This is a genomic window from SAR86 cluster bacterium (assembly GCA_029268615.1).
Lineage (GTDB): Bacteria > Pseudomonadota > Gammaproteobacteria > Magnimaribacterales > Magnimaribacteraceae > JAQWNM01.
In genome coordinates this window covers 1-19,879 of the sequence record JAQWNM010000001.1, presented here as the reverse complement: position 1 = coordinate 19,879, position 19,879 = coordinate 1, and the positions used below count along the sequence as shown (strand labels likewise).

21 protein-coding genes and 1 tRNA gene are annotated in these 19,879 nt (G+C 32.0%); 19 read left to right on the top strand and 3 right to left on the bottom strand.

Annotated elements, in window-relative coordinates:
• Window positions 1-24 precede the first annotated feature (24 nt).
• Genes P8J93_00110 through P8J93_00085 form a run of 6 tightly spaced genes read left to right on the top strand, consistent with a single transcriptional unit; the run spans window position 25 to window position 7,343 of the window.
• Entirely contained in the window at window positions 25-1,329 is a 1,305-nt protein-coding gene (locus tag P8J93_00110) for an oligosaccharide flippase family protein (GenBank protein ID MDG2060208.1), read from the top strand.
• Between the two features lie 44 nt (window positions 1,330-1,373).
• Window positions 1,374-2,573 (top strand): glycosyltransferase family 2 protein, encoded by a 1,200-nt coding sequence (locus tag P8J93_00105; protein MDG2060207.1) that lies wholly within the window; start codon window positions 1,374-1,376, stop codon window positions 2,571-2,573.
• 23 nt (window positions 2,574-2,596) lie between these two features.
• Entirely contained in the window at window positions 2,597-3,556 is a 960-nt protein-coding gene (locus P8J93_00100) for an NAD-dependent epimerase/dehydratase family protein (GenBank protein MDG2060206.1), read from the top strand.
• A gap of 23 nt (window positions 3,557-3,579) precedes the next feature.
• Entirely contained in the window at window positions 3,580-4,590 is a 1,011-nt protein-coding gene (locus P8J93_00095; protein ID MDG2060205.1) for a glycosyl transferase, read from the top strand.
• A gap of 1 nt (window position 4,591) precedes the next feature.
• Entirely contained in the window at window positions 4,592-6,496 is a 1,905-nt protein-coding gene (locus P8J93_00090) for a nucleoside-diphosphate sugar epimerase/dehydratase (GenBank protein MDG2060204.1), read from the top strand.
• Window positions 6,497-6,506: 10 nt separating this feature from the next.
• Entirely contained in the window at window positions 6,507-7,343 is an 837-nt protein-coding gene (locus P8J93_00085) for a ribonuclease D (GenBank protein MDG2060203.1), read from the top strand.
• Window positions 7,344-7,661: 318 nt separating this feature from the next.
• Here P8J93_00085 and P8J93_00080 read toward each other — a convergent pair whose 3' ends face one another.
• The 3 genes from P8J93_00080 to P8J93_00070 are packed head-to-tail and all read right to left on the bottom strand — an operon-like array spanning window position 7,662 to window position 9,714.
• Window positions 7,662-8,153, bottom strand: a complete 492-nt coding sequence (locus P8J93_00080) for a metallophosphoesterase (protein ID MDG2060202.1) — start codon at window positions 8,151-8,153, stop codon at window positions 7,662-7,664.
• A gap of 3 nt (window positions 8,154-8,156) precedes the next feature.
• Window positions 8,157-9,296, bottom strand: coding sequence for a thiolase family protein (locus P8J93_00075; protein MDG2060201.1), 1,140 nt, complete (start codon window positions 9,294-9,296; stop codon window positions 8,157-8,159).
• Between the two features lie 10 nt (window positions 9,297-9,306).
• Window positions 9,307-9,714 carry a Zn-ribbon domain-containing OB-fold protein gene (locus tag P8J93_00070; GenBank protein MDG2060200.1) on the bottom strand — a complete coding sequence of 136 codons (408 nt, stop codon included), beginning with the start codon at window positions 9,712-9,714 and terminating at the stop codon, window positions 9,307-9,309.
• Window positions 9,715-9,802: 88 nt separating this feature from the next.
• Here P8J93_00070 and P8J93_00065 point away from each other — a divergent pair, with 88 nt between their 5' ends.
• The 13 genes from P8J93_00065 to P8J93_00005 all read left to right on the top strand — a co-directional run bounded on the left by P8J93_00065 (window position 9,803) and on the right by P8J93_00005 (window position 19,669).
• On the top strand, window positions 9,803-10,546 hold the full coding sequence (locus tag P8J93_00065) for a TerB family tellurite resistance protein (protein MDG2060199.1): 744 nt from the start codon (window positions 9,803-9,805) through the stop codon (window positions 10,544-10,546).
• Window positions 10,547-10,589: 43 nt separating this feature from the next.
• On the top strand, window positions 10,590-11,708 hold the full coding sequence (locus tag P8J93_00060) for a beta-ketoacyl-ACP synthase III (protein MDG2060198.1): 1,119 nt from the start codon (window positions 10,590-10,592) through the stop codon (window positions 11,706-11,708).
• 5 nt (window positions 11,709-11,713) lie between these two features.
• Window positions 11,714-12,148, top strand: a complete 435-nt coding sequence (locus tag P8J93_00055; GenBank protein MDG2060197.1) for a DoxX family protein — start codon at window positions 11,714-11,716, stop codon at window positions 12,146-12,148.
• Window positions 12,149-12,751 (top strand): pyridoxamine 5'-phosphate oxidase, encoded by a 603-nt coding sequence (pdxH, locus tag P8J93_00050; GenBank protein MDG2060196.1) that lies wholly within the window; start codon window positions 12,149-12,151, stop codon window positions 12,749-12,751.
• A gap of 74 nt (window positions 12,752-12,825) precedes the next feature.
• The gene (thrS, locus tag P8J93_00045; protein MDG2060195.1) at window positions 12,826-14,733 is read left to right on the top strand and encodes a threonine--tRNA ligase; all 1,908 of its coding nucleotides are present in this window, start codon (window positions 12,826-12,828) and stop codon (window positions 14,731-14,733) included.
• A 22-nt stretch (window positions 14,734-14,755) separates the two neighbouring features.
• A complete protein-coding gene (infC, locus tag P8J93_00040; protein ID MDG2060194.1) occupies window positions 14,756-15,298 on the top strand; it encodes a translation initiation factor IF-3 in 543 nt (180 codons plus the stop codon).
• 2 nt (window positions 15,299-15,300) lie between these two features.
• Complete coding sequence (rpmI, locus tag P8J93_00035) at window positions 15,301-15,498, top strand: 50S ribosomal protein L35 (GenBank protein MDG2060193.1); 198 nt, start codon at window positions 15,301-15,303, stop codon at window positions 15,496-15,498.
• Window positions 15,499-15,515: 17 nt separating this feature from the next.
• Window positions 15,516-15,875, top strand: coding sequence for a 50S ribosomal protein L20 (gene rplT, locus P8J93_00030; protein MDG2060192.1), 360 nt, complete (start codon window positions 15,516-15,518; stop codon window positions 15,873-15,875).
• Between the two features lie 56 nt (window positions 15,876-15,931).
• Complete coding sequence (pheS, locus tag P8J93_00025) at window positions 15,932-16,921, top strand: phenylalanine--tRNA ligase subunit alpha (GenBank protein ID MDG2060191.1); 990 nt, start codon at window positions 15,932-15,934, stop codon at window positions 16,919-16,921.
• A gap of 7 nt (window positions 16,922-16,928) precedes the next feature.
• The gene (pheT, locus tag P8J93_00020) at window positions 16,929-18,968 is read left to right on the top strand and encodes a phenylalanine--tRNA ligase subunit beta (protein MDG2060190.1); all 2,040 of its coding nucleotides are present in this window, start codon (window positions 16,929-16,931) and stop codon (window positions 18,966-18,968) included.
• Complete coding sequence (locus tag P8J93_00015; protein MDG2060189.1) at window positions 18,969-19,265, top strand: integration host factor subunit alpha; 297 nt, start codon at window positions 18,969-18,971, stop codon at window positions 19,263-19,265.
• Window positions 19,258-19,587 carry a MerR family transcriptional regulator gene (locus tag P8J93_00010; protein ID MDG2060188.1) on the top strand — a complete coding sequence of 110 codons (330 nt, stop codon included), beginning with the start codon at window positions 19,258-19,260 and terminating at the stop codon, window positions 19,585-19,587. The genes P8J93_00015 and P8J93_00010 overlap by 8 nt, the downstream gene beginning before the upstream one ends.
• A gap of 5 nt (window positions 19,588-19,592) precedes the next feature.
• Window positions 19,593-19,669 (top strand) — tRNA-Pro (locus P8J93_00005).
• Window positions 19,670-19,879: the final 210 nt, after the last annotated feature.

Sequence of the window (19,879 nt, the reverse complement as noted above, 5' to 3'; positions counted from 1 at the left end):
GCTATTTTTTTTCCTATACATTAGATGTTTAAGAGATTCCCATTAGTATTAAAGTACTTGCATGAAGTTTCATTTCTTTGGATAGGAGCATTATTAGGAGCTCTTCTTGGATTCTTAACTCAGATAATTTTAGCACGTAATTTCGGTCCTTATGAGTATGGAATTTTTGCATCTGCATTCGCGACCTTAACCGTAATATCTTCTTTATCTACCTTTGGAGTTCATCAGTTTTTGTTAAAAGTCTTTGGAGAAGAAGGGTGGAAAGGAACTGCATGGCTCTATCAAAGTTTTAGATTCACTTTAGTAAATTCTTTCATAGTCTGTTTCCTGATATCCCTATGGGCCTTACTCGGTCCGCATGAAAAAAACTTTTCTTATTTACTTCTCATTATGATCCCTTTAATTTTTGCTCAGGCAGTATTTAATCTTACTATCAGTAGATTCCAATTAGAGCAACGTTATAAGCTTTTAGCTCTATGGACACCTTTGCCTCATATTCTTAGATTTCTTTTAATATTATTTCTTTTACTATCCGCTATTTCTTTTGAGTTAAATGAAGTAGGTATTCTCTTTTCTTTTTCATCTATTATCTTGGTGGCAATAGGATGTTTCTATCTAAGATCCTTTTTTCTAGGAAAGATTGAATTGATTGGTTATGGACTTAAACCCGAATCAAATATTTCTGAATATCAAAAAGAATCTTCAATTGAATTTAAAGATATTTTAAAAAATACTTGGCCTTTCGGTTTAAGTGCAATTTTTTATCTGATTTTTTTTCAGACAAGTGTTATTTTTTTAGATTATCTAGATAGTCCAGAGTCTGCAGGAATTTTTAATATTGCTTTTGTAGTTATGATGGCAATTTATATATTACCCGGTGTTATATATCAGCAATTTCTCATGCCTAAAATTCATAGATGGATTAATTTAGATAAAGATAAATTCCAAGTCTTTCATCATTCTGGTAATAAGTATATGTTAATTTTGGGAATTATGATTGGATGTCTCTTATTTTTGTTATCCCCTTCTTTAATTTCTTATTTCTTTGGAGAAGCTTATAAAGAGGCTATTAATATCCTTTTAATCTTATCCTTTGCTGTACCTTTTAAATTTTTATCTACAAGTATGGGCGCCCCTCTCCATACTGAAAATGGTATGAAGAAGAATGTAATAGCTTTAGGATTAGCTGCTATTTTGAATATTAGTCTTAATATTATACTAATACCTCTTTTTTCAATTTATGGAGCTGCTTTTTCAACTTTAATTTGTGAAATATTTCTTTTACTGCTTTATATTAGATTTGTAGATAAGATTATTTTTAATAAATAGCACTAACTATTAATTTATATTCTTAGATAAAGAATAAAGTAAAAATGAATGAATTTAATATCAGCATAATTATTCCAACATATAACGATTTAGAACTTTTAGATTCAACCATAGGAGCAATAAGAAATCAGTCATATCTTCCTGAAGAATTAGTGATTGTAGACTCCAGTGATAATGATGAGATTAAAAATTCTTTAAATAAGTTAAATGTACCTTTTGTAATAACTTACCTGCATGAAGATAAGTTATACCCATATGAAGCAAGTAATTTAGGGGCTAGCATAGCAAAAGGAAAATGGTTAGCCTTTCTAGATACTAAGACAATACCTAAAAGCAATTGGCTATGTGAGTATAAAAAAATTATTGAAACAAAAAATATAGATATAGTTTTTGGAGTAACTAAGTATTTAGCTGATAGTTCTTTTCAGAATCTACTTAGAGATTCAACCTATGGAAGATCTGGGCATGAGACTGCTCCAGGAACATTTATTACTAAAGAAAATTTTTTAATGTCAGGTAAAATAATGTCAGGGGTGCGTTCCGGTGGAGATATTGAATGGAGGAGTAGACTTAAGTCTTTGAACTTTAAATGTATTACTCCTGTTGAAATATTCTTAACTTACAACTCACTACCTAATAAATTAATACCCACCTTAAAAAAGTTTTTTATATATCAACTTCATGGCTCGAAAGTAGATATTCAACATACCGTTAAAGATATTTATCTTGGTTTAACACTTCTCATGTCAGCTATTATCATACCCAAATGGAATTCAATCGTAGGGTGGGAAAAGAGTTACTTTTATATGCCTAATGTAACGAAGATTTATCTTTTAGTACTGGTTACTTTTTTCTTGTTAGTTTTAATCTTAGATAGATTCTTTCTTAAAAAATCTTTAGGTAGTTTTTCACAAAATATATTTAAGTTATTATTTTTTATCTTTTTATTCTTAATAATCTTTAAATGGAATGGCTTAATAGCTGGATGGATAGAAACTTCTGTTTGGTATGTGCCTCACATCACTAAATTATATTTGGGGTCAATATTGTTAGCTTCTCTGTTGTATCGTGGAGTATATTTTCCTTTAAGACATAATGTCAATAAAGAATTCCTTTTTCCTTTTCGATGGATTCAGGTCGGCTCATTAGGTCTTTTACTTGATTTAGTAAAAGCTCCAGGATATCTAATTGGAGCCTTAATGATGCCTTTTAATAAAGCAAAGAAAGAGCTAAATAAAACTTAACCCATTAAATTAATATAAACTAGATGAAGGTATTAGTGACAGGGGCTTCAGGATTTTTAGGAAATTTTCTAGTTAACCAGGCTGTTCATAGTCAGATCCAATTTAGAGCAGTTTATAGAAATGAAGAACAAGCCATGGGCAGGGCAAAGGATTTTTCTATAATAAACAACATAGATTCAGAAACAAACTGGACTTCCTCTTTCAAAAATATAAATGTTATCTTGCATACTGCAGCTCGCGCTCATGTCATGCACGATGAATCTAAAAATCCTAAACAAGAATATGATTCAATTAATATAGATGGCACGCTCAATTTAGCTTCTCAGGCTTTAGAGTTCGGTATTAAGCGTTTCATTTATATTAGTTCAGCTAAAGTTAATGGCGAATCATCTCAATACGACAGGCCATTTACAGAAAAAGATAAACCTAATCCTGTGGGTGATTATGCGATATCAAAATATAAAGCAGAACAAGGTCTTATAAAATTATCAGAAAGAGAAGGATTAGATTTAACTATTATAAGGCCTGCTTTGATTTATGGCCCAGGAGTCAGAGCAAATTTTTTATCTATAATGAAATTAATACAAAGAGGAATACCACTTCCATTAAGATCTATCAAGAATCATAGAAGTTTTATTTCTTTATATAACTTACATGAATTCATTCTAGAGTGTTTACTTAATCAATCTGCCATTAATCAAACTTTTCTTATTAGTGACGGAAAAGATTTATCCATAGGAGAATTAGTTGTCCATCTAGCTGATGCTCTAAAAAAAAGAAATAGGTTAATTCCTTTTCCTCCAAATCTTATTCAATTCTTCGGGATATTAATTCGCCAACAAGAGAGGACAAGAAGGTTATGTGATTCTTTTCATTTAAATATTAATAAGTCTAAAGTTTTGTTGAATTTCCAACCTAAATACACAATAGCTGAAGGTCTAAAAAAGACAGCTGAACATTTCAATAAGGATTTAATTTTATAAAAATAGGTATAGATATTTCAAACATGACCATACTAGTAGCAACTTCTTTTTTCATCTCTATGATTCTTGGTTGGATCTATCTTAGATTTCCACCTTCAACAGATTTGATTGTTATTCCAAATAAAAGGAGTGCCCACTTGACCCCAACTATTGAAGGAGGCGGATTAGTCATAATCCTTACATTCGGGACCTTTCTTTTTTTTGGTAATCTTTTTGGATTTTTAGATTCTGGAATTTATTTATCATTATTCTTTTGTGCAAGTTTGGTTGGGATTGTCGGTTTTATAGATGATGTAAGTGAGGTAAATCCCCTGTTAAGGTTAACATCTCATTTTGTTGCAGCACTTTTGGGACTATATATATTAGAATTTAATTTTCATGAAATAATTCTATTTAATAAAACTATTAATTTAGGATTCATAGGAAGCCTTTTAGTGTTGGTTTATATAGTATGGATCTTAAATTTATATAATTTTATGGATGGAATAGATGGTATAGCTTCCATCCAAGTGATTTCGGTGTGTTTATCTTTCGGATTAATTTGTTTTTTTAGATTATCAGAAATAGAAATCTGGAAGATGCATGTTTTATTAGCAGGGGCGTGTTCGGGTTTTCTATTCTGGAATTTTCCTATTGCAAGAATGTTCTTGGGAGATACAGGAAGTGGTTTTTTGGGAATAATATTAGCTTTCTTTTCTCTAGAAGCGTCACTTCATGAACCTGTATTATTTTGGTCGTTTTTGATTTTGATGGGAGTCTTTATAGTTGATGCTACTTTTACTTTAATAATAAGATTACTTAATTTTGAGGTTTTATACCATGGACATTCTAATCATGCATATCAACATGCTGCCCGAGCAGTTGGTTCTCATGCAAAGATCAGTCTTCTAGTACTCTCCATAAATTTATTTTGGTTGTCTCCATTAGCTTTCGCTACAGCTTTTGGCCAAATCCAAGGTATAGTTGGTCTGTTGATAGCTTTTATACCATTGTTATGCATCTGTATTTATTTCAAACTTAATCCAAGTCATTAATATGAAATTTAGTTATAAGACTTTGGCAAAGTATGCTCTGCAACTAAATAGGCTACAAAAAAATCTTATTGTAGCTTTTGTAGACTATTTTTCGTTAGTGGCCTCTCTTTGGATTAGCTTATCTTTAGTTAATAAAGTTTTATATTCAAGTGAGCTAGGCTTCATTTTCATAGTCCCTTTATTCGCTTTATTTATTTTCCTCAAATTTGATTTATATAGAAGTGTTATAAGATTTATAAGTTTTAGGGCTTTTTGGGAAATTGTAAAAGCACTATTACTTTTTATAATTATTATTGGTATAACTTCTCAATGGATTGAGTATCTAAATTTTTTAGATTTATCTGTATTGGTTATTTATTTAGCCATTTCTCTTTTAGCAACTTCTTCCATAAGGATGTTTGCTAGTTCTTTATTCTCGAATCAGCTATTACCATCATCTAGAGTGATAATTTATGGAGCAGGTTCAGCAGGACTTCAATTAGCAACAGCATTAAAGTTAAGCAAAGAAATGAAGCCAGTAGGATTTATTGATGAGGATCTTTCTTCTCAAAGAACCTTTGTAAATGGATTAGAAGTATTTTCCCCAAATAAACTAGAAGAGTTGATAACAAAAAAAAATGTACAAGAAGTTCTTATAGCAATACCTTCTGCTAGCCGTTCCGTATTAAAAAGAATACTTAAGGATATTGAGAAATATCCTGTAAAAGTTAGGGTTTTGCCGGGAGTTGCAGAGTTAGCTCTTGGAAAAGTCTCAGTATCTGAATTAAAGGAAGTTGAGATAGAAGATTTATTAGGAAGAGAGGTGGCAAAACCAAATAAAGAATTACTTGAAGAGAATATAAAAAATAAAGTAGTTTTAGTTACAGGGGCCGGGGGCTCTATAGGTTCAGAGCTATCAAGGCAAATTATAAAATATAAGCCCTCTGTTTTAGTTCTGTTCGAAATTTCTGAGTATTCAATATATCTTATCGAAAAGGAATTAAAAGATCTTAAATTAGGAATTCCTATTATTCCTATAATAGGAAGCGTTGTTGATAAGAATAGATTAATAGATGTTTTTACAACTTTTAAAGTTTCTACCATTTATCATGCAGCTGCATATAAACATGTTCCTTTAGTTGAAATGAATACAATAGAAGGCATTAAGAATAATATATTTGGAACAATGAATTGTGTTCAAGCAGCAATAGAAGCCGAGGTTGATACATTTGTTCTGATTTCTACTGATAAAGCAGTAAGGCCTACTAATGTCATGGGCGCTACAAAAAGAATTTCTGAGTTGATACTACAAGCTTTGTCTGCCGAGACTGAATCAAAAGAGAAAAAAACCCTCATCACTATGGTGAGATTTGGTAATGTTTTAGATTCCGCTGGGTCAGTTGTACCTCTTTTTAGGCAACAGTTACGAAATGGGGGACCTTTAACTGTCACTCATGAAGAGGTGACAAGATATTTTATGTCAATTCCTGAAGCGGCTGAATTAGTTATACAGGCAGGAGCTATGGCAAAAGGCGGAGAGGTTTTTGTATTAGATATGGGAGAGCAGATAAAGATTATAGACTTGGCAAAGAGGATGATCAGATTGAGTGGACTAGAAGTTAAAGATTTAGAGCATCCTGATGGAGATATAGAAATAGAAATTACTGGACTTAGATATGGAGAAAAACTTTATGAAGAACTTTGGTTAGGTAATAAAACTAGTCCAACAAAGATTGAAAGAATATCTCAAGCTCAAGAGAATAAGATTTCTTGGGAAAAGATTAGTTCTCTTATAGAAGATTTAAATTCGGCTATACAAATTAATGACCAAAATTTAATTAGAAAGATTTTGGTAGATTCTTCAGCTGACTACACTCCTGATCCAAAAATACATGATTTATTGCATTCTCAAAAGGTAGAGAAATAGGTTTATTGATTTGTTTAATCTAATTACCTCAGAAGAAGATCTAATATTGTTAGGTAAGGAACTTTCTTGTCGCAAGAATATTGCTATTGATACTGAATTTAGAAGAACTACTAAAGATAATATGAAGTTATCTTTAGTGCAAATTAACGATTCAGAAGAAATTTATATAATAGATTGTATTGCTTTAGAGAGTAATGAGGAAATATCCAAAATATTTGAAGATAAAAATATTAATAAAATCATACATTCTTGTCGAGAAGATATTGAAGCACTTTATTCTTGGACTCATAAGAACATACATAATATCTTTGATACTCAAATTGCAAATGCATTTCTTGGAAATGAACTTTCTATTAGTTATCAAGGTTTAGTTAAGAATAATTTTGGTGTTACCATTAAAAAAGAAGAAACTATGTCCAATTGGATTAAACGTCCTTTAAGATCATCCCAATTAGATTATGCAGCTATGGATGTTGAATATTTATTAGATATCTTTGAAGAACAAGTCTTGGATTTAAGTAAGCAAGGAAAAAAAGACTGGCTTTTTGAAGAGACCTCACTCATGGCTAAAAACGCTTTAAATAAAATAAGTCAAATTCCTGAAGAAGAATATTTGATTCCAATCTCGTCAGCTCAACAAAATATTATTTTAAAAAAAATGGACAATGTTATTGAAATAAATGCAGTTAATTACGGAATTAACAAGTCATTTCTATTTTCTAAGAAAAATCAAAAAGATTACTTAAGGGATTCTTTTATCTTTGGTGCAGAAGAAGCAATGGACTTAAGAGGTGCATGGCGAAAACATTTACTCTATGAAGATCTAAAGCATCTCTTTATTCAATGAAAGGTTAATGAATTATTTTCTACCCTGGATAGTATATATATTTTGTGTTTCTTTTTTCTGTATTCAATTCACAAGTCTTTTCTCTAAAAAATTACGAATTCCCATTTTCATTCTATTAGCAACATTTTTTTTTACACCATGGTATCTCGATCCAGAGAAAGATCTTCTGGTTCCGGCCATACTAATTTTCATTCTTGATTTTATCTTAGAGAATAGGCTTAGTCTTAGAGCGCTAAGACCTATTTTCTTATCTATGACATCAGTTTCTATTTTATTCTTTGTAACTTCGAAATTTATAAAGAAATTACATAAGTAGATCTAGAATCTTATTCTTTTGAATTCTTTTGAAGTAGTATTAAAAAGGCCTATAGCATTTAGACCTTCGATCATTCCCGCAGACTCTCCTGGGTTTATTACTAAGGTTGAATTAATAACTTCATTCCTGTACTTATGAGTATGACCATGGAAAATTACGGATGTTTCTGGATATCTAAAAATGAATTCCGCGATGTTTTCAGGTTCATGGAAGATTCCTATTTTTAGTTTATTAATTTCAATAGTGTATGGAGGTTCATAAAAATTGAATCCTAAAGATTCGCATTTTTCTTTTAGATTAGGTTCCTTTCTGTCATTATTCCCAAAAACACCTACAAACTTAGACTTCAAATTTGTGAATAATTCTAAGCTCTTAGTATTAGTAATATCTCCAGTATGTATTACTAGATCTACTTTGAGATCATTAAATATCTCTATAATTCTAGATATATTCTTAAAATTATTATGTGTGTCACTAATGACACCTATAAGCATTATTTATATTTTTTCGAGAATATGGATTCCACAAGCACTTCCTAATCCTATAACATGGGTAAGTCCAATTTTTGCGTCTTTTACTTGCCTTTTGCCTGCTTCACCTCTTAGATGTGTGCAAACTTCATAAATATTTGCAATTCCTGTTGCTCCTAGAGGATGACCTTTTGAAAGTAAACCTCCGGAAACATTAACTGGAGTTTTTCCACCCAAATCAAATTTTCCTTCATCTAACATTTTTCCTGCATCTTCGTCTTTACATAGACCTAAATTTCCATAATGCAGCATTTCTGCTGTGGCAAAACAATCATGTAATTCTACTAAATCTACATCTTCTGGCCCTAAGCCAGCCATTTCATAGGCCTCTTTAGCAGCTTTCTTTGTACAGGTATTTACATCAGGCATGACCAGGTCTCTTTCTTGATAAGGATCGCTTGTCATAACAGAGGCCTTTATTTTTATCGCTCTATTCATACCTAGTTCTTTGGCTTTTTTTTCTGAAACTAAAACCGCTGCTGCAGCTCCATCTACGTTCACAGAGCACATTAATTTTGTATTAGGGTAAGAAATCATCTCGGCATTCATAACTTCTTCAAGAGGTGTTTCTATTTGATATCTAGCTTTAGGATTCATTGTTGAATGGTGATGATTCTTAACAGAAATCTTAGCGAATTGCTCAAAAGTTGTTCCATATTTTCTTGAATGTTCTGATCCAGCTTCTGCAAATACGGCTGGCATAGTTCCAGATCCTAAGAGGCCTTCATGAGAGATTCCTGATGATTGAACACCTCCGCCTAGCAATCCAGCTCCCATTTGCTCTACCCCAACTGCTAAGACGCAATCATATAGACCAGCTTTGATTGCAGTCCATCCTTCTCTAAATGCAGTAGCTCCAGTTGCACAAGCATTTGCACAGTTAACTACAGGAATTCCTGTTTGACCAATTTCTTGTAAAATTTTCTGACCAACCATTGAACTTGCTTGATAAAGATTTCCGCAATACAGGGCATCCATATCTTTTATACTTAAATTAGCATCATCAAGAGCTAATAAAGCAGCTTCAGAGCCAAGATCAGGAACTGTTCTATCTGGAAATCTTCCAAATTTTATCATATCTACACCAAGCACATATACTTCGCTCATTATCTACTCCTTAAGAAATTGGTTGAAAAAAATAACTTATATAAGAATTACCATCAGCATCCTTTCTTCCTAAAGCATCACCAAAAACTACCTCTACCGACATATCAAACTTTATATTTTTTGGATCTGGCTCACAGTTTATTAGATTTCCTTTAATAGTTCCGCCTCCATCTAGGTCAACAATAGTTGAAATATAAGGCACTTCTATACCTGGAAAAGATCTATAAACAATTGAAAACGAATATACTTTGCCAGTTTTAGAAAGTCTTATAAGTTCCATTTCATCTCTTGTAAAACATTTAGAGCAAGCCTTTCTAGATTTTAAAAATATTGACCCACATTTTTTACATTTATGTCCTTCTAGATAAGGTTCCTCATTTTCAGGTAACTTAATATACTCAGTAACCGGTAAAGCCATTTTGTCTCCAAATTATTTAGATATTCTATCTAGACAGTTTCATATAAAATTAACTTCTTTACAATAATAATATTAATAAATTATATATATGAGCTTCTGGAATTCAGCTTTAGGTGCCATGATAGGTTTCAGTTTAGGAGGTCCAATAGGTGGACTTATAGGCGGCGTAATTGGATCTAAGTTAGGAGGTCAAAAAGCTCATTCTAGCTCTAGATCAAATTTTACCAATACTCAAAAACAACAAGCAGCTTTTTTTGCTGCTTTATTTGCTTGCTTGGCCAAAATAGCTAAATCTGACGGAGTTATTACAAAAGAAGAGATAGATAAAGTAGAAATCTTTATCAAAGATCGTTTTAAACTTAGTTCAGATGATAGACAATATGCTATCGATGTCTTCAATCATGCTAAGGATGATCAGGTTTCTTATGAAGAATATGCAGCACAATTAGCTAGTCTTTTGGGTAACAACACAAATGCCTTGATAATGTTCTATGAATTATTATTTGAATTAGCAATGGCAGATGGAGTTTTAGATGAATCTGAAGAGGCTCTTTTAAGGAAAACTCCAAATATTTTTAAATTAGACTTTTCCTTATTTGAACAAATGCTTAATAAATTTTCTGCAGGATCAAAAGATCCATATAAGATCTTAGGCGTAGATAGAGAGTCTCCCTTTATAGAGATTAAAAAGGTCTATCAAAAGAAAAGAAGAGAATTCCATCCTGACACTCTTATTTCTAAAGGCTTACCGGAAGAATTAATAAATAAAGCCAAAGAAAAATTTATAGAAATTCAAGACGCTTTTGAGGAGATAGAGAAAAAACAAGGATAATAAGGTCAGAATATGTTAAAAATGGATAAACTAAATTAAGTTTATGACTGTTGTAGTTAGTGGAACAGGGTTATATACACCCCCAGAAGTAATATCTAATAAGGAGCTTGTGCAAAGCTTTAATAAATATGTTGATAAATATAATCTTGAAAACCATGAGCTGATAGAAAAAGAGACAATCAAGGCACTAACCTATTCTGATGAAGCATTTATAAAGAAAGTTTCAGGTATAGAAAGAAGGCATGTCATAAATAAATCAGGCATCTTAGATCCTTTAAGGTTAAAACCTTCTATAGAAAAACGAAAGAATGAAGAGCCTTCTGTGCAAGCAGAAATAGCTTTTTTTGCTGCAAAAGAAGCACTAAAAGAATCAGGAAAAAAAGCAGAGGATATCGACGCAGTTATATGTGCATGTGCAAATTTACAAAGAGCTTATCCTGCTATAGCTATAGAAGTTCAAGATTTATTGGGTATAGAAGGTTACGCTTACGATATGAATGTAGCCTGTTCTTCATCTACCTTTGCTTTACAAAATGCAATTAATGACATTCGAGCTGGTGTCGCAGATGTTGTATTAGTAGTAAATCCTGAAATATGCAGTGGCCATTTAAATTTTGCAGATAAAGATGGCCATTTCATTTTTGGAGATGTATGCACAGCTTTAATAATAGAGAAAGATCGCACCTGTAATAGCGATATAGCATTTGAAGTTATTGATACTAAATTAAAAACAGTTTTTTCAAATAATATAAGGAATAATTTTGGTTTTTTAAATTCATCAGAAAATAATGACCCAAATGATCCTGATAAATTATTCATTCAACAAGGAAAAAAAGTATTCAAAGAGGTCGTTCCAATGGTAGCAGAATTGATAGCTAGTCATTTAGAAAAAAATAATATATTAACAGATGAGGTATCAAGACTCTGGCTTCATCAGGCTAATGTAAATATGAATCTATTAATAGCTAAAAGATTATTAGGTAGAGAACCGCAAGATAAAGAGTTGCCAATAGTCTTGAATGATTATGCTAACACTAGTTCCGCAGGCTCTATTATTGCCCATCATAATTATAAAGATGATTTAAAATCTGGTGAATTAGGAGTTATTTGTTCTTTTGGAGCAGGATATTCAGCAGGAAGTATTATTCTTAAAAAGGTTTGAAGTAAATGAGTATTTTTATTTCAATAAATAATTTTTTAAAAAAATTTCAAGGAGTAGATTTTTTAGCTATTTTTTTTTTCAGACTGTACCTTTTTTTTATTTTTTATAGTGAAGGTACAGATTTCTACAATAATATTGGTGAGTTAACAAAATATTATTCAACTTTAGGAGTTCTATTTCCAGATATTTTTTCTTTCTTAGTTATAGGAATTGAATTAGGTGGAGCTGCTCTTTTATTGGTAGGGTTATTTGTTAGGTGGGCAGTTATTCCTATGATTTTACTGATGTGCTTCAAAATAATAGTACTTTGGGGGAACGGATGGTCTCTTGAAAATAATGGAATAGAATTATCGGTTACTTACTTATCTATGCTTCTTTTATTATTCTTTTCAGGAGGAGGTAGGTTCTTAAGTTTAGATTACTGGGTATCACAGAAATAAATGAAGTTTTACTCATCTAGCAATATAACTTCTGAACCAATAGAAAAAATTGATTCATGGCTTATTGAAGCTGTTAATGCTGGTGTTCCTTTGCCGCATGCTATGAATATAGCTACTGTTGATAAATATGGATTTCCATCTTCCAGAATGGTGCTATTAAAGACTTTAACTGATCAAGGATTGGTCTTCTTTACAGATTATTCAAGTAGGAAAGGAAAAAATATTATAGATAATGGTCGTGCCAGTGTAAATTTTTGGTGGGCTAGAACGAATAAGGCTATAAGAGTAGAAGGATTATGTTCTAAGGTGTCAGAAAAAGAATCAGATGAATATTTTTATTCACGACCTATTGAATCAAGAATTTCTGCTTATGTTTCAAATCAGAGTGAAGAAATAGAGAGTTATCTGTCCCTTGAGAATAGAGTAAAAGAATTTAAAGATGATTTAAAAGGTTCAGAGGTAGAGAGACCTTTGAAATGGGGTGGTTTTTTAATAAAGCCTTCTAGAATAGAATTTTGGCAAGATCAGCCTAATAGGCTTCATACTAGAGAGCTCTTTACTGTTTCTACTGATGGATGGAAAAAAACTCTATTGTCTCCATAAGTGTCTTGCATTGCATGTTAAACATACTTAAACTTCAGCTTACAAGTGTCCTAGAGTAATGGCCACCACTGATTATGATTCAAATAACACTCCCAGATAACTCCATAAAATCGTTTAAAGATCCTCTTTCTATTGAGGATATTGCTTTAGAAATTGGTCCAGGATTAGCTAAAGCTACAGTTGCAGGTAAAATAAATGGAAAGTTGGTTGATGCTTCAGAAATTATTTCTAAAGATTGTTCTATTGAAATAATTACTTCTAAAGACCCAGAAGGTATAGAAGTGATTCGGCATTCTTGTGCTCATCTTTTAGCCCATGCTTTAAAACAACTATATCCACAAATAAAACTTGCAATAGGTCCTACTATAGAAAATGGTTTTTATTATGATGTTTTATTAGATATACCATTAAGTGATGATGACTTGGTTTCTATTGAAGATAGAATGACTGTACTTGCCAATAAAGATTATTCAGTTATTAGAGAGATAGTGGATAGGAAGAGTGCAGAGTCTGTCTTTAAAAAAAGAGAGGAATCTTACAAGTTGCAAATAATTTCAGAGATTCCAGAGAATGAAATCATAGCCTTATATCATCATGAAGAGTATTTAGATATGTGCCGAGGTCCTCACGTAACTAATACAAAACATTTAAGAGCATTTAAGTTAATTAAGGTAGCAGGAGCATATTGGAGAGGAGATTCTAATAAAGAAATGCTCCAGAGAATATATGGAACAGCTTGGCCAAATAAAAAGGAGTTAGAGGAGCATTTAACTCAACTTACTGAAGCTGAAAAAAGAGATCATAGGAAACTTGGTAAGCAATTAAATTTATTTCATTTTCAAGAAGAAGCTCCAGGAATGCCTTTTTGGCATCCTCAAGGAAAAATTCTTTATAATGAAATTGAATCTTTTATGAGAAAAAAGCAGATTAAATATGGTTACCAAGAAATACATACACCTTCCATTTTAGATATCTCTCTTTGGAAAAAGTCTGGCCATACTGAAAAATTTGATCAGGGAATGTTCACAACAGAATCTGAATCTAGAGAATATGCAATCAAACCAATGAATTGCCCAGGTCATGTCCAGATATTTAATCATGGTCTTAGAAGCTATAAAGAATTACCTTTAAGATTAAGTGAATTTGGATCTTGTACTAGAGATGAACCTTCCGGAACACTTCATGGCTTAATGAGGGTAAGAAGTTTTGTGCAAGATGATGCCCATATATTTTGTTCACATGAGCAAGTAGCTTCAGAGGTCTCAAGTTGCATAGATATGGTATTTGAAGTTTATAATGAATTTGGTTTTAAAGATATTCAGGTGAAGATGGCTTCCCGTCCAGAAAAAAGGGTAGGATCAGACAAGGTATGGGATAACTCAGAATCAGCTCTGGCTGGAGTTTTAGATTCAAAAGAACTTAATTGGGAATTATTGCCTGGAGAAGGAGCATTTTATGGACCAAAGATAGAATTCCATCTTAGAGACTCCATTGGAAGAGTTTGGCAGTGCGGAACAATTCAATTAGATTTTTCAATTCCAGAAAAATTGGGAGCAAAGTACGTCGGAGAAAATGGTGAAAGGTTAGTACCGGTTATGATTCGTAGAGCTATTTTAGGATCATTTGAAAGATTTATAGGTATTTTAATAGAGCATTATGGTGGAGCTTTACCTCTTTGGCTTGCTCCTTCCCAACTAATTATTTTAAATATTACTGATAAACATGCAGAATATAGCCTTAAAATACGTGATTTCTTAAGAAAAAGTGGATTTAGGGTCGAAAGTGACTTGAGGAAAGAGAAGATCGCTTATAAAATTCGCGACCACTCTATGAAAAAGACACCTTTTCTTTTGATAGTTGGAGATAAAGAAATGAAAGATGAAACTATTTCTATTAGAAATAGAAAAGGAGAAGATTTAGGTGAGTCCTCTTTAGGTGATTTTGTCAGCAATCTCAAACAAGAGATAAAAGAGTATAATTAGTTTAATTAAATAGGAGATAGATATAGCAGCAAAAAATTCGTGGAAGAAGTCCTCAGTAAAAAGACTTCCTATAAATTTAGAGATTAAAGCAGAAAAAGTAAGGCTTATTGCTGAGAATGGAGACCAAGTTGGGGTTATGTTCTTAGAGGAAGCTTTAGAGATGGCTAAAAAAGAGTCCCTAGATATTGTTCAAATGGCAAAAGATGGAGAGCCTTTGGTCTGCAGACTGATGGACCATGGGAAGCATATTTTTGATGCAAAAAAACAAAAGGCAGCTTCTAAGAAAAAACAAAAGAAAGTTCAAGTAAAGGAAATCAAGTTTAGGCCGGTTACAGAACAAAATGATTATCAGATAAAAGTTAATAAGATTAAATCTTTTATAGAAAACGGTGATAAGGCTAAAATTTCTTTGAGATTCAGAGGTAGAGAAATGAGACACCAAAATATAGGAATGGATTTATTAAAAAGGGTTGAACTAGATTTAGCAGAATGTGCAAAAGTTGAGCAATTTCCTACTTTAGAAGGTAGGCAGTTGATAATGTTAATGGTTCCTAATAAGAAATAATTATGCCAAAAGTAAAAATACACAGCGGTGCTACCAAAAGATTTAAATCTACTGGAAGCGGTTTGAAAAGAAAGAAAGCCTATAAAAGCCATATCCTCACTAAGATGACGACAAAAAGGAAAAGGCAATTGAGGGGAACTTTAAGTGTCAATAAGTCTGATGAAAGACTTGTAGGAAGAATGTTAAGAACTAAATCATAAAAATATTAAATAATATTATGGCGAGAGTAAAAAAGAGTGTCCAAGCTAGAAATAGGCACAAAAAAGTATTAAAGCTAGCTAAAGGATATAGAGGTTCAAGAAGTAAGACATATAAAGTTGCTAAACAAGCAGTTATGAAAGCTGGTCAGTATGCCTACAGAGATAGAAGGGTTAAAAAAAGGACATTCAGATCACTTTGGATTGTCAGGATAAATGCAGCTGTTAGAGAGGAAGGTATTTCTTATAGTAATTTTATTGCAGGACTCAAGAAGGCTAATATTTCTCTTGATAGAAAAGTGTTAGCAAATTTGGCAGTAAATGATAAAGAAGCGTTTAGATCTTTAGTTAATCAGGTAAAAACTTCTATAGCAGCATAATTTCCAAAACTTTTAGATAAAGAATTTTAATTCTATAATAAGTTAAAAATCTTTTTATGAATTTAGACTCTTCCTCAATTAGTAAACTTCTAGGCGACGCAAGAAGTCTTCTCACTTCATCAGAAACTTTAGATGCTCTAGAAAAGAATCAAAAGTTATTTTTAGGTAAAAAAGGTGCTCTTAATAATGCACTTAAATCCCTATCTTCTTTGGATAAAGAAGATAGGAAAGAAATAGGTATTTTACTTAACAAAGCTAAAAAAGATATCCAGGAAATTTATATTTTTAACAAGGAGTCATTAACTCAAAAAATTCTAGAGTCTAAATTACAAGAGGAGAGTTTAGATATTAGTTTACCAGGAGGTTATAGAGATATTGGGTCTGAACATCCTATTACTTTAACAATTGATCGTATCAGTAGTTTCTTTTTAGCCCTAGGTTTTGAAATAGAGTCTGGCCCGGAAATAGAATCGGATTACTATAATTTTGAAGCTTTGAATGTACCATCAGATCATCCTGCAAAGGACATGCATGATACTTTCTATTTAAACGATGGATCTTTATTGAGGACTCATACTTCACCAGTTCAAATAAGAGCTATGGAAAAGAAGGATCCCCCTTTAAGAATTATATGCCCTGGAAGAGTTTACAGAAAGGATTCGGACATAACCCATACACCCATGTTTCATCAAATTGAAGGTCTTGTTATAGAAAAGGGTGCATCTTTTGCAATACTTAAAGGGTTAATTAAAGATTTTTTAGAAGATTATTTTGGTTCTGATGTGGATATAAGGTTTAGACCTTCATACTTTCCATTTACTGAGCCTTCTGCAGAAGTAGATATAAAATGGAAGAGTGGTTGGCTCGAAGTAATGGGTTGCGGGATGGTGCATCCTAGAGTCTTAAGAAATTGTGGAATTAATCCTAATCATCACACAGCTTTTGCTTTTGGGATGGGACCCGAAAGAATGGCTATGCTGAAATATGGGATTGATGATCTAAGAACATTTTTTGACAATGACTTTAGATTCTTAAAACAATTTTAAGTAAATCATGCAATTTAACACAAATTGGCTTAATGAATTTATCACTCTGAATATTTCGGCTAGTGAGATGTGTGATCAACTTACAATGGCCGGTTTAGAAGTAGATGAATACAAACCAATTAAAAGTCAGGATCGAGGTGAAGATTATATTATTAAACTAGATTTAACGCCTAATAGAGGAGATTGTTTCAGTGTTAGAGGAATAGCTAGAGAATTATCAATCATTAATAATATTAAATTTAATGATCCTCTCATTGAAAACATAAAACCAAGTTTTAAACCTGTAAGGAAGATAAATGTAATTTCTGAAGCGCCAATTTATGTTGGAAGATCGTTGAAAGAGCTTAATAATACTAAAAATTCTAAGGGCATCATCCAAGAAAGACTTGAATTAAATGGAGTAAGGTTGATAGACCCCATTGTTGATATAACAAACTATATATTGTTTGAAACAGGGCAACCTCTTCATGCTTTTGATGAAGAAAAATTAGTAGGAGACATAGCAGTTAGATTTGCACGAAATGGAGAAAAAATAGTTTTACTAGATGAGCATGAAATAGCATTGTCCAAAGATTGTTTAATTATAGCTGATCAAGAGGGTCCAATAGCTTTAGCAGGAATTATGGGAGGGTTGAGAACTTGTGTGGATTCAACAACAACATCATGTTTCTTGGAAAGTGCTTTCTTTAAACCTGAATTTATAAGAGGTAGAGCTAGAAGGTATGGTATTCAAACTGATGCCTCTATGAGATTTGAAAGAGGCGTCGATTTTAGATTGCAGCAGTATGCAATTGAGAGAGCCAGTAACCTAATACAAATGAATCTAGGGGGGACTTTAGGCCCAATTCAGAAAGAAATTAAAACAACTAGCATTCCTAAAGTTAAAAATATATCTATTAATTTAGAGGAGGCTAACAATTTTTTAGGAACTAATATTTCCAAAAGAGAAGCTAAGAAATCTTTAACTGACATAGGATGTAAACTTATATCTGATTCAAAGAATTTTAAACTGACCCCTCCTTCTTGGCGTTTTGATCTCGAGATTTCTGCTGATCTAGTAGAGGAATTAGCTAGATTAAAAGGCTTTGATAAGATATCAAATCAATCTTTAATGCCTATATCTGTTCATAAGGAAGCAAATAATCCTTTGAAGGATATTAGAAAGTACCTCGTTTACAAGGGTTTCTCAGAAGTAATAACTTACTCATTTATTGATCCAAAGAAAGCAGTTTTATTAGAAGAGATAAAAAAGAAATATGTTTTAGAAAATCCGATATCTGAAACGATGTCAATTATGAGACCTTCTCTATTAACAAATCTAGTAGATACTTTTTTATTTAATAAAAATAGAGGGCAAGAGATTATTAGAATCTTTGAAGTAGGGTCTGTATTTAATAAAGGGTTGAAAAGCCAATTGAATCAACAGAATGTACTAGGAGGTCTAATAGGAGGCACCTTAAGGAAAATGCAGTGGAATCAGGACTGCATAGAAATTGATTTCTTTGAGTTAAAGGGAGAAGTAGAGAATATCTTTAAAATAATAAATCAAGAAGTGATCTTTAAAAAAGAAAAGATAGTAGGTCTCCATCCAGGAAAGACAGCCTCTATTCATCTTAAGTCTAAACCATCTAAGAAGATTGGATATTTAGGCCATCTCAGTCCTCAAGTCTCAAGCAAACTTAGTATAAAAGATGAAGTAATCTTCTTTCAAATAGAGACAAAATATTTTTCTCATGATTTAAATATAAATTATAAGGATTTTGCTAAATATCCAGTCTCTCAGAGAGATCTTTCATTCGTGGTTGATAAGGAAACAGAAAGCGAAGAACTATTGGAACTTATGAAAGATTGCTCTTTAAAATATAATATTGAGATAAGTATATTTGATGTTTACGAAGGAACTTCTATAGAGGCAGGGAAGAAGAGTATAAGTTTTGCTCTCACATTAAGTTCCAATAAAGGTACACTAAATGATGCGGAAGTGGATAAGGTCATAGAAAAGATAATCAAATCAAGTGAAACCAAGACATGGCAGATTAGAAAATAAATGAATAAGACATTAACGAAAGCAGATGTTGTAGATTATTTACACGAGTCAGTAGGTATAAATAAGACAGAGGCAAAAGAGTTAGTAGAAAATTTCTTCGATGAAATTTTGATTTCATTATCTAAAGGGGAGTCTGTAAAATTGGCTGGTTTTGGAAATTTTGATATCTTACATAAGAAAGAGAGAATCGGTAGAAATCCTAAAACAGGTAAAGAAGCAATCATAAGTCAAAGAAAGGTGGTTTCTTTTCGTGCAGGAAAGAAGTTAAAGAATTATCTTCAAGAAGTTGATGTCTGATTTTCAATTAACTCATGTTTCTGAAAAAAAATTTTTTCAGATAAGTGAAGTCTCAAAACTAGTAGGGATAAAAGCACATACTCTTAGATTTTGGGAAAAAGAGTTTGAAGGCCTTAATCCAGAAACAAGAAAGGGAAATAGAAGATATTACACTAAACAAGATATTGAATTAGTTTTTAAAATTAAGTCTCTTTTGTATGAGAATAAGTTAACTGTGGCAGGAGCAAAAGTTGCTCTTAATGCTAAAAATAACACCATAGACCATTCTGAAGATAATAAAATACTAGAAGATCTAGAAGAAATTCTTAAGATTTTAAAATAATAAAACGGGGCGTAGCGCAGCCTGGTAGCGTACTTGACTGGGGGTCAAGTGGTCGCAGGTTCAAATCCTGCCGTCCCGACCAATATATTAAAGGATTTCAGGAGATTGAGATATTGAAAGAAATTCATTTTGTGAACCTATTGTGAACTTTTTTTAGTTCATCTCTTCATTATTATTTGCTCTCTTAAATCTTCCCACTTTTCTTTTATGAGGTCGTGAAGTTTCATGTCTGTGGGTACGGGGCAGGAACGACCATGCCACCCTCTATATATTAATATCATACATCTACAAC